At 37.8% G+C, this 11,402-nt stretch carries 8 protein-coding genes and 1 pseudogene; all 9 read right to left on the bottom strand.

The annotated features are described in order from the left end of the window. Positions 1-3,785, bottom strand: a 3,785-nt coding sequence (locus tag ACESM9_RS11655; protein WP_372998661.1) for a fibronectin type III domain-containing protein, incomplete at its 3' end; no start/stop codon positions are given. Positions 3,786-3,818: 33 nt separating this feature from the next. Continuing rightward, positions 3,819-5,192, bottom strand: coding sequence for a hypothetical protein (locus tag ACESM9_RS11650; RefSeq protein ID WP_372998657.1), 1,374 nt, complete (start codon positions 5,190-5,192; stop codon positions 3,819-3,821). An 88-nt stretch (positions 5,193-5,280) separates the two neighbouring features. Further along, positions 5,281-5,517, bottom strand: a complete 237-nt coding sequence (locus ACESM9_RS11645; protein ID WP_372998654.1) for a hypothetical protein — start codon at positions 5,515-5,517, stop codon at positions 5,281-5,283. A 220-nt stretch (positions 5,518-5,737) separates the two neighbouring features. Further along, positions 5,738-6,448 (bottom strand): sensor histidine kinase, encoded by a 711-nt coding sequence (locus ACESM9_RS11640; protein ID WP_372998650.1) that lies wholly within the window; start codon positions 6,446-6,448, stop codon positions 5,738-5,740. A gap of 223 nt (positions 6,449-6,671) precedes the next feature. Beyond that, on the bottom strand, positions 6,672-7,661 hold the full coding sequence (locus ACESM9_RS11635; protein ID WP_372998647.1) for a hypothetical protein: 990 nt from the start codon (positions 7,659-7,661) through the stop codon (positions 6,672-6,674). After that, positions 7,658-8,386, bottom strand: coding sequence for a LytR/AlgR family response regulator transcription factor (locus ACESM9_RS11630; protein ID WP_372998644.1), 729 nt, complete (start codon positions 8,384-8,386; stop codon positions 7,658-7,660). Before ACESM9_RS11630 ends, ACESM9_RS11635 begins: the two co-directional genes overlap by 4 nt. Before the next feature lie 424 nt (positions 8,387-8,810). Continuing rightward, entirely contained in the window at positions 8,811-9,302 is a 492-nt protein-coding gene (locus ACESM9_RS11625; protein ID WP_372998642.1) for a pyridoxamine 5'-phosphate oxidase family protein, read from the bottom strand. Between the two features lie 168 nt (positions 9,303-9,470). Beyond that, a pseudogene (locus tag ACESM9_RS11620) lies at positions 9,471-9,734 on the bottom strand (ATP-binding cassette domain-containing protein); the annotation flags it as partial. A gap of 108 nt (positions 9,735-9,842) precedes the next feature. Continuing rightward, the coding region (locus ACESM9_RS11615; protein ID WP_372998639.1) for a WG repeat-containing protein at positions 9,843-11,402 on the bottom strand (1,560 nt) is incomplete at its 5' end.

Raw genomic sequence — 11,402 nt, 5'->3', positions numbered from 1 at the left:
GTGTTTTCACCTCTTTCAGGTTTATACGGTATACCCAGGGAAACCTTACCATTTCCGTAGTTTGTAACATACTCTGTCTTACCGTTCTTCTGATATCCAACTGTGATGTCAAACACTGGTCGATTACCTATGAGTCTCTTTGCTTCATTAGACAACTTTTTCTGCACACTTGCAGAAACCGTAACAGCACCGCTTGATTGTCTATCAATCTCAGCAATAGCTTCACTGTCAAGGGTTATATCAAACACAGAGGAACCGAACTTGACATACTTCACGCCTGCTTCTTTCAAGAGATCCATAACCCCAGCTTCCAAGCTGACACTCATGCTGTCACCTGTGCCGCTTCCTTCAACTGTAATTTCCACTGCAATTCCTTCTGCTTCCTTACCTGACTGCTTAGCCGCATTCAGCGCAGCATTTACAGCATCCTTAACCAACAGCTCGGTAATCTTTGCAGAGAGAACACCATCCTTTACTGTACCGGATACGTTCATCTTTGCCACCGACGGCTTATTTGACTGATTATCAGTAGTTATCTGTGATGTATTTACATTTGTGGAGCTTCTTCTGTCTTCTCTATCACTGTCATCTCTGTCGTTGTCATTATTATTGGTTTTTTCACCCCTAGAAACCAGTGCAGTCGTTCCTGTGAATAAGCCCGCCGCATTTCTTGCTACCAATGGTATCGATATGCTTTCGTTTACACCAACTTCAGGATAAAGCTTACCAGTAATATTGAATTTTCCTTTTTCATCGGCTATCACTTCAACTGCTTCCAATTCTGCAACAGAATTACTGTCACTAGTAACACTTACCACCGTTCCGCTTTCAGTATGGCCTGTTATCGTGAATTTGCCGTCATAGTAATTCGCCTTGAATACCGGATTATCCAAGGAGATAGTCGGCGCTGTATCCGTCATCCTTATTCCGATGTAGTCAACAGTAACATCACCTTGTTCATTTACAGCAGTGATCTTGAGATTGATGGCACCTGTAAAATCATCCGGAGTGCTGAAGGTCAGTATTTTCTCAAATCCTGATGTTTCCTCTACAACGCTGCCATTATCCATTCTGGTCACAACAATTTTAGCATCAGTATCAGATTCTATTGTAATATCCTTCTTACCGCTGACATAGATAAGTTTCATTCCATCGCCGGAGAAAGCCGGGTTATAAGTAAGCACCGGGAATTTTGCTTTTGGAAGCAGCTTGGCCTCGCTCATAGCTTCTTCACTTTCTATCATTGAGGTATCATTTTTCCCGTCATTGTCACTGTCTATAAGATACTTGAATGCTGCAATACCTGCCTTGTACTTCTTGTCCGCTTCCAAATGATAATCCTTATCTCCTACGGTCAAAGCCATATCAAATGAATATACCTCACCTTCCGGTGTCAGATTAGCCGCTTCAAGCTGATAACCCATGCCGGTAGAAACATACTTGCCGTTTTCCTCTTGATACAAGCTTATGATATAGCCGTCTACATCTCCTACAGCAGGAGCCTTCCATTTAACGCGCATAACTTCGCTTCCTATGGATTCAAGGCTCACAATTTGAGGCTTGTCTGGTTGTTCATTGTTTGTATAGCTTACTGTTGTGTCAAATTCATGGGTATCCAAAGGCAAGTATACAAACTCTTCTGCAGTGATTTTTCCATTACCGTCAAAATCATCTTTAACTTTTTCCAGTAAAGTTATGGTCAAGTAATATTCTCCCGTTGGAGCAATATTACCAATAAGATTAAGGGTTTCATTAATATTTTCGGATGTCACTTCACTCTGACTTAATAAATAATCTGTACCGCCTTTTTCATTTCCTAAATAGGTCTGGATTATATATTCAGTATTGTCAGTTCGATCTATTACTTTTCCTTCCAAACTGCTGCCTTTCAACTCCATGTTATTGAAGGAAGCATATGGGGTTGCATAAATACATGCTATGTCAAAATCCATATCTTTGTTGGAAATCGTATAGTTGCCTGCTTCTTTAAGCTTTATAACAACATCATTGGGATTAACGACCATATTTGCTTCGTTTTTATTTTCAATGTCACCGTTACCATCAATTACAGCACGTATGAGACTAACGTCAGTTTCGTCATTTTTCTTTACTTTGAGTTCCTCGATTAAATCCTCTGTATTTCCGCTCTTTGGCACCAATCGGAATAACAAATTGTCGATGTCAATCTTTTCACCATCTATAGTCACTATATATTCTCTTTCATTATCACCCACCTGAACAAGGGTTACACCTTCATTTTCAGCATCGTTTTTCACAACTGAAGCAATACCTATTGAAGAAGGCTCTCCGTAAACCGCATCCACAACTGTATCATAATTTTCTCCTCCATAGACCGCCATTGCAACTGTATCAGCATCGTTCAAGGCGGCACTTGCTGTAAGCAGCTTCATGTTGTCTCCCATGACCAATATACCTACTCGTTCGCCTGTTTCTTCGTCTATGAATATGCTCCTGTTATATGCATTTAAATCCTTGGGGAATGGGTTAAACTCCTCGCTTATTGATCCAAACTCAAAGCCTACATTATGTCCGTTTCCGCTTCTGAACAGATAGTATACTCGATATTTTATTCCTAAAAAATCACTGCTGTAAGCAACTCCTCCATAATATGCAGCATTTTTTATTCCGCCCCTTGCAGTATTTCCTATTTCATTCATCATATCTTTGAATGAAGACGTATTCAATTTTACATTTGGGAATACTGTCTGTCCTCCAATTACAAAATCGAGCTTTTTATTGGCAAAGGTAAAACCTCCAACCAAAGGCACATCATCTGGTATCTGTATCTTCCCTCTTATGTTTCCTCTGGCATCAACAAGGACATATACATCTGCTCCAGATGCAAACTTATCTGCATCAACAAAGGCAAAAGCATTAACCTCTCCGCCTGCCTTGATCCATGCCTTATCTTCAGGCTTTGGTATGCAAAGCAATATGCTCATTCCACCACCTAGCTTGAACCCTTTATATTGAGTGCCTTTGTATGTTCGTATATCCCCTGCAAGCTCCTGATATATGCTGAATTCTTCGATTATATCAGCTTTCAGTATCTTCACATCTTCCAGGGTTGCTCCATAATAACCCGGACCAACTGTCACTGTTGCCTTACCCTCTACGGTTTCCAGTACTGTTGCCTTAGCAGAAAGGGATAACCTGGCAGGAGGAATGGCGAAGAAGTCACCTTTGATTGTATCGGCAAAGCCGCTAAAGCCGCCTCCAACACCGTTAAGTTCTGCCACTACTACCGGCGGCACAAGAGGAATACCGGTTTCTCCGGCAGTAAACAGGTAGAGCGTATCCGGGAAAAGCATGCCGTTTTGGATACGCTTAAGCTTAAGCTTAGCCTCTGCTTCAAGCAAATCATATACATTTATCTCCATTTCAAATCCATAGCTCTCTTCTCCAGGGAATGTGTTGATCTCACCTTCTACTTCTGCCGTTTCCATTCCCAGCAGTTCACTCATGTCAACCTTGCCTGAAGCCTCAAATCCTATGAAACCAAAGGTTCCGTCCTCTCTATTGCCTGCACCTAATCGATTCATATTAATTTCTACAATATCGTACACCGGCGTCTTCATGCTCATGTCTCCGCTAAAGGTTAAATTGCCGTTTTCTTCAGCGGTGACACTGTCTACACTGCAAACTGTGCCTGGGATATCAAGATGTAGGATAGCTGCGTTGTTTTCAGGATCCATTTCAATTTTCATCTTGTCATCATCAAACTTGAACTTCAGGCTTGTATCTTTATTGCCATTCCTCGGCAAATAGAACTTAAAGGTCGGTGCAGACAGACTTACTCAGGTAGCCTTTATTTCGCCATTTTTAGTAATGACAATTCCCGTACTTTTATCGGTAATAGACCATGAGGCGGTTATTGCAGGCGCCAGCCTAAGGGAATTTCCCTTGCATATATAGTCTCCGTTTTCCTTCTCCTCAAATTCGCCTTGAAAAACCGCCAGCAGATTTTTTCCATAATCTCTGCTCAGACCGTCCATACTGTTTCCAGGTTTTGTTACAAGCTTGCTGCCGTCTTTTACAATTCCCAAATATGTCGCATTTCCAGATATAGTCACCGGGTCAGGCGGCGGGTTTTTACCTTCAGTATTGGAATAAAGATCTCTGAAACCCCATAAGGCTCTTGAGTTATAATAGTCTTTTTCTACTATATCATGGACAGCGAATAGATCTTTGCCATCATATTTCAGATATATACCGTAATCATTTAAGTCATTGAATTTATCTGCTAAATGTCCTTCTACACCACCCAATAGTATCCCTTCATAATCCTGTTTCTCTTCATTCCAGGCCCATCCTGTAAATTCTATATATCCGTCAAGAGCCACAAACTGATTTGCATAAGAAAAGGAATCGGTATAGACCTCGTCTACATTCTCCGCACTTATATATGATTCTTCGGGAAACAACGGCGATGAATAAAAGAGCTTATTTGGTACACCATCACTAGTATATGATTCTGTAATATGCCTGTTTATTCGAATATTGGGTTTTATGTTGTGTCCAACAGCACCAAAGTTTCTATGAATTGTAGTCCAAAGCAAACGGCGGTTATCACCACTAAAAAAACCCGACGATTCTATAAGTGTGGCTCTGCCTTCTATACCCCAGGTTGTACCGTCGTCTTTGCTATCTTTATAAATAATTTCCGTCCTTGGAAGATATATGTCATGGGCACCGCGGTCCAATTTTACAACCTTATAGCAAATTTCTACAACAGCATGTCCTAAACTTCCAGCGCCTATGTGCATCGTCTGGATAAGTCTTGGGTTTTCCTTATCACTGTCATCAATTTTTATGTCTTTCTGTGTCGCAAGAAAAACACTATAGAAATCCGTCTGCCATATTTCCTGATCATTAGAAAATTGCATAATAAATACATTCTTTTCTGTATAATCCGCGAAATTAATTTCATTAATGCTCTTCTGCGACGGGTATGTATGCAAATTTCCGTCAGGGCTGACGTAAAAACCTATGAAGTCATTTTTCAGGTAAAATATCTTTTTACCTCCTACAGTTTCCTCACCTGCAGTCACATTTCCGGGATTATACTCCATAGCACCTACATAGGCATACACAGGCATAGGCAGCATGCTAAGCATCATGGCTGCACACAGCAGCATACATAATAGTCTTTTTGTACTTTTTAGCTTCATTTTCTCTCTCCTCTCCTTTTAGTATTTTCTCTTATGTGTTTCATGACCTGGTTGCAGCAAAGTAAATTTATGTGCTTGTCAAAGTTGCTTAATTATGGTGAGTAAACATGGCAATCAAGCTCCTGATTGCTGCCAGATATATATCTTTCTCCACTTCAACATATCCCACAACCCATTCAAAGAGTTTTACCAAACTACCCCTCGGCAGGATGGGAATTAGTTTGCCATCAGCCACAAGCAGACAGGCTGCATCATTATTAGGCTTTGCTATGCCACCTATTTCTCCTATCACGGTAAAATTACCATCCGGGTAAAGCTTTTTCATTTCCAGCACTGTATAATACGGGAGCTTGATTCCGCTGAGAGACTCTCGATAAAATTTCTGAGCCCTTGTCTGTGGGTAGATCCGATAAAGCATCGCAATCACCTCTAAAAAAATTATATAAAGAATTTTTATTTATAACGTTAAATGGCGAAATTAATCCTTTTATTGGCGAAAATGGCATAAAAAATACCCTGCAAATATTTGCAGGGCAATAATGATTCTAATGTATTGGAAATGCTGCCATAAGGGTGAATAAACTCCCGTCGTATGCTGTTTTTATGAACCCACCATTAGCTTCTACTATCCTCCTTATATTTTTCATCCCCAATCCATGGGACTTTTCTCTCTTTGTTGAGACAAAACCTCCATTTTGAAGAGTAAGACATCCATCATATGAATTTTCAACTTTTATAAGCAGTTGGTTATTTATAATTCTTGCCTCCACCGATACAAACCTTTCTTGCTGATTATCGAGCTTTTCACAGGCTTCGATAGCATTCTCTATAGCATTTCCCATAACAATGCAAAGGTCACTGTCACTGATAGACAACTGCTTCTGAATACTGCAGGTGCAGTAAAACTGAATACCGCTTTTCTTTGCCATCAGGAAATAATAGCCCATAATAGAATTGGCTACGGCATTGTCGCAGAATACGGGAAGCGGGTCTGTTTCAGTAATCTCAGCAAGTTCGTTTAAAAAGTTAATTAGTTCATTATAGCGTTCATCTTCAGCCAGTCTCTTGATTACACCTACAAAGTGCCGGATATCATGCTTTACTTCCCGGATCTCATTTATTTGCTCGCTCAATGCATTATAATACTCCTTCTGCATATCCATTTGCTTCTTCGCCTGTAAAAGCTGAAGAGAAGATATGGTATACTCATTGTATAACTCTGCCATACGCAATGCGTTAACCAGACCCAGTATCATCAGATACACCGAAAGTAAAGTTATCAGCGCCAGCGATAAATTAAAGTAAATATTACCATTAATATAATAGCAATCAATAATCAGCCCTGAAATAGCAAGTATAGAACCCCAGTATACAAATATACCGTACTTTTTTAAATTATTTCTCCCATAATATATCTTAAACAGGATATGAAATTCTATTGCAAACGCAGAAGCAGGCAAAAGGATAGTTAAATAGCGGTTATAAAACCCATTGGGTATAAAAAGATATATTAGATATAACACAGAGTAATAAATTAAAGAAGCTATTCTTCTCTCTTCGTGAAAAAGCTAAGTCAAACTGCTCCTGTACCATAAAGATCAATAGAAATTTAAGCAAAAATGTTGCAAGGAACATCAACTCATTGGTAGTTTCATAGGATAGATTGAAAAACAACCACTTCTGCCAGAAACTGTAGAATTCAGTAGTCATCATGAGACGCATGAGCATTAGAAATGCTATGGTTGGAAGCCAGGCAGAATGTTTCCCTTTACGAGAAAATACATAAATTGCAATCAACACAAAAAATGAAATCAACACTGTTCCAAACAGGATAAAACGGATGTTGTTTCTGACATTGCTTTCCTGTATGGTTCGGTCATAGTCCTTTAAAACAGGTGCCATATAAAGACCAGAAAATCTTGTGGTCGCTACCTCAATTACCAACTCATGATCTTCTCCTGGTGACAGTGTCACAGGGTAAAGCTTTGCTTTGGGTTGTGTATATATTTTTCCAATATTCTTTGATACAATGCCGCTTTCAGCAGTCATAATTCCGTCAATAAATACACGGTAAGCACTGCCGAAATCAGGCAAGTAGACTGTTACAGGCTTTTCATATTCCAGTCCTTGCAGTATGAGACGATAGCTTGCGAATCCTTCAGCCGTCAGCCAGTTTCCGCTGATTTTGTACTTTGACCAATAATCCGGTACTCTGATATAAAAATCAGGCTTATCATCCTGCTGAGGATCAGTAACAATCAATCGGTTCCAATAAAACTCCCAGTTTCCGTCAAGGACTATTGTCTGATCAGGAGAAATCTTATTTAGATTTATATTTCCATCAATTGCTGTTGGTGCATCGGTAAGGTTATGGTAAAACACAGTATAAACTACAGGGAGATGAGTAAACAATATTACATAAATCAGTCCTAAAATCAGATTAGCTCTTATGTACTTTGATTGTCTCATTCTACATATCCTCTACCCATATGGGAAAATAAGTATGTATAATATTTTTCTTTTGCATGCTTTAACCTCTTCTTAGATATACTTATCATAACCTGTCCGATGCTGAAATGAGCCTCGCCCATTTTATTAATGTGAGCAGCATTTACAATAAAGCTCTGGTGACATCTTATAAATGACTCTTCCGGCAGCTTTGGTTCTATATCATCCAGCTTGCCATAGCACTGCAGTTTGCTTCCGTCGGTCATATGGAACAGAATAAGCTTGTCCTGACTCTCCATGTACAAAATGTCTCGCCAATCAATAATATGTATGCTGGATTTATATTTAAAACTGATTTTATAGTTATTTTCGCTTCTAAGCTCATCAAGAGCACGGTCCAGCACACAATACAATCGTTCAATATTCAAGGGTTTCAAAATATAGTTAAAGGCGAAGACTTCATATGCTTGCTGAAAATGATCCTTGCTCAATGAGGTAAATATAATCTTTATATCCTTATTTCTGCTGCGAATTCTCTCTGCTGTTTTAACACCATCTATTCCAGGCATATATATGTCCAAAAATAGGATATCTGCAGATATGTTGTCATCAAGAAAGTCATCAATCAGCATTTCCCCGTTATTATAGGCAATGATCTCGAAAGTATCATCATAATTGTATAAGGCTTTTTCTAAAAGCTCTGCGTCTTCTTTATTATCGTCGCAGATGGCTATTTTAATTGCCACAAAAACATCTCCTCATCATGAATAATCTATGATTTCTCCCTTAAATAGCATACTAAACTTCAAGAAGGTCAAGATAATCAGAAATACCCTTGACAAGGTAATATTATGCACCTTCTCCGTCATGGGTTTCGATCAAATCTATAAACCATTCTGAACGTTCAATAACAGTTGATATGCAATACATCCTTATTCATTTGACCCATAATGCATTGTAAATATTGTGCATAGTGTTCATAAAATCTTCCCCTTGCTTTGTTATTTCATATAACATCTTGACCGACCAGTATAATTTAATATTAACAATATTTTTTTTGACATGTCAACAATCTTATGTAAGTTATAGAAAATAAAAGAAAATTTGTCATTACTCCATCCTATATCAGAATGGAGTAATGACAAATTTATAATTGCACCTTAAACGCCTCTATATAATCCTTCCTTCTTCAGTCTCTACTTTATTCACAAAGTCCATATAATAACAATCCGCACCATGATCGACGATTACTTTTGCTTTTGTGATGTGGATTGCTAAAATGATGCAGTTTTCACTGTTTTCATTATTTGCGTCGTCATACCATTCTGCAAATGCTTGACGAAGTTTAGCTCTAATCTCAGCATTTTTCGGTTCTAGAACCCATCCGAGATTCTCACCGATACCATTTCCGGAAAACCATCCGTTGCTAACCGCAAATGCAACTTCAGGGTTTTTAGCTATCTGCTGCATTTTAGTTGATTTTGCCCAGGTAGTAATATAAAACACACCATCTTCATAAAGAGCGTCCACTTCGCGGACATAAGGACGGGATTTATCCTCTGAATTGGATTCCATTGCAATAGTTGCAAGAGATATAACATTGTCTTTTCCGTTGCCACATCTTTCCTCAATTATTTTTAACCCTTCTTCATATCTGCTCATTTTTATTCCTCCCCACTTTTTACTCGTTTAACACTATAACTGGTTCTCTTTCATTATCTGAAATAATACCTTATCTATTATAATTAATTCCCATCATATACCAATAATTTGTAAGTTTCAACACATTTCTTTATTTTACTACATATTATAAAAAGTACTATTATCAAAAAAGGCAGCAATCTTTCCATTTTTCATAGCACAAATTCTATCAGAATATTTGGCTGCAAAATTGATATCATGCATTACAGTCAGAATTGTTCTTCCAAACTGATCAGCAGCATGTCTTAAATGCTCCATCATTTGAACAGAGCGAGCAACATCAAGATTATTCAGAGGCTCATCTAAAAGTACATATTCAGTCTCTTGGCACAAAACCATTGCTACATATGCCCTTTGCCTTTGACCGCCAGAAAGCTCATCTAAATATCTATTCCAACAAAAAACCCTGCACACCAGTGCAGGGCTCAGTAGCTAGGGGTTACGCATATATGAATGCTCCTTGACCTTGTCCAAATGGAAATCAAAAAACTAAATTAAATATTAGTTTGTATTAATCTGAACACTATTACTTGCGCCATCCCAAGATACATCAAACTTTAAAAAATGACCTAACTCCCTAAGTTTAAAATAATTGCTTCCATTAATAACATATCCGGTTAGACTAATATCAATGTCATTTAAATATATTTTGGGCTTGGATAGTTTCCCGATCCTTGTAACTCCATCTCCTTCCACAAGCTCACCACCTACTACAGTGTAAGAGTTCCCTGTAATTATATTAATGGCATTTTTCTCTTTATCCCATACTATATCAAATCGGCTATCCGTATCACTCAAAGCTTTCGCAATATCACGAAGCTTGAAATAATTGCTATTATCAATTTGATATGCATCAAAATCTATCTTTTTGCCATTGACAAATATTCGAGATTTGCTCGGTATTGCTTGTTTCTCTGATGACAAATCCAGCAGAATTGGATTGCGAATAATCATCTGTTTACCATCTTTTTTAACCCAGGCGGACTCATCGGAAAAAACTTGAGCATCATCATAGATTAGAGGAATGACTACTTTACCTGTTTTATCAATATATCCATACTTGCCATCCTTTTTTACAAGAGCCAATCCCTCAGAAAAACTTTTAGCAGAATCATAAATCAAAGGAATTATTAGCTTTCCGGTTTTATCAATAAAACCATATTTATCTATTCCATAATGTCCAGTAGAATAACTATTATCAGTATCCTTAGCAACTAATGCTAATCCTTCTGAAAAATTCTCTACTTCATCATAACTATCTAATGAAATCACTTCTCTTCCAGTTTTATCAATAAATGCCTCTCCTTTATCAATTTTTCTAACCCAAGCCAATCCTTCTGAAAAATTTCTTACTAAATCATATTTTATAGGAATGACTATTTCTCCAGTTTTATCAATAAAACCGGCGAGACTTCTTCCGTCTATATAATCATATACACCTGCCAATCCTTCAGAAAAACTATTAACATTTGCATATATAGCAGGTATAGCTAGTTTTCCACTTTTATCAATAAAACCCCATTTCCCCGTATTTACTACGAATCCATCTGAAGGAGATGATGAACCATTTAAAAATCTGCTCATTTCTTCAGAAAAGTTGTCAGCATAATTCTCTGCAATACTAAAAACTTCTTTTCCTGTTTTATCAATAAATGCCGTTTTATTATTAATTTTAACCTTGGAAAGCCCATCAGAAAAACTGTAGTCCAAACGATAATTAGCAGAAATAACTTCATTTCCTCTATTATCAATATAACCATATCCATGATATGTTCTTATCAAAGCTAATCCATCAGAAAAATGATCTGCATACAGATATTTTGCAGGTATCACTTCCAAGCCATTTATATTAATAAAGCCATATAAACCATTCTTTTTGACTCGTGCTACTCTATTTGAAAAAGGTCCTACACTTGAATATTCTGTAGTCAATTCAACTATTTCAAGTTCTTCTTGAGTATAGGACTCAGCATAGACACATGGTAAGGTAGTTAGAATTATAAGAAGTGATAAACAGAGTAAAAGAATTATTTTCTTTGTTTGTTCCATTTTAGTGCCTCC

This window comes from Lutispora sp., assembly GCF_041687175.1.
Classification (GTDB): domain Bacteria; phylum Bacillota; class Clostridia; order Lutisporales; family Lutisporaceae; genus Lutispora.
Note: the sequence above shows the minus strand (reverse complement) of the source record. Positions and strands in the feature narration are given on the sequence as shown.